Source organism: Paraburkholderia sp. SIMBA_053 (genome assembly GCF_046534895.1).
Taxonomy (GTDB): Bacteria; Pseudomonadota; Gammaproteobacteria; order Burkholderiales; family Burkholderiaceae; genus Paraburkholderia; species Paraburkholderia caledonica.
Window position 1 is genome coordinate 1 of sequence record NZ_JAWRXU010000938.1, and the last position, 262, is coordinate 262.

1 protein-coding gene is annotated in these 262 nt (G+C 61.8%); it reads left to right on the forward strand.

Annotated features, from left to right (window positions below):
• Positions 1–80 precede the first annotated feature (80 nt).
• Positions 81–262, forward strand: a 182-nt coding sequence (locus tag SB753_RS38370; protein WP_410805331.1) for an NAD(P)-binding domain-containing protein, incomplete at its 3' end; no start/stop codon positions are given.

Sequence of the window (262 nt, forward strand, 5' to 3'; positions counted from 1 at the left end):
GCTCGAAGGCGCGACCATCGTGCGTATTGGCACCGCCATCTTCGGCGCCCGCGATTACTCTCACTGAACTTCCGAACATCATGAAAATTGCCTTCATCGGCGGCGGCAACATGGCCGCTGCACTCATCGGCGGTCTGATCAAGCGTGGCGTTGCGCCGTCGGATATCCGCGCAATCGACCCCAACGAAGACGCGCGCAAGCGCAGCGAGCAGCAATTCGGCATCGCCACGAGCGCTTCGGCGGATGCGTCGCTGCAATCGTT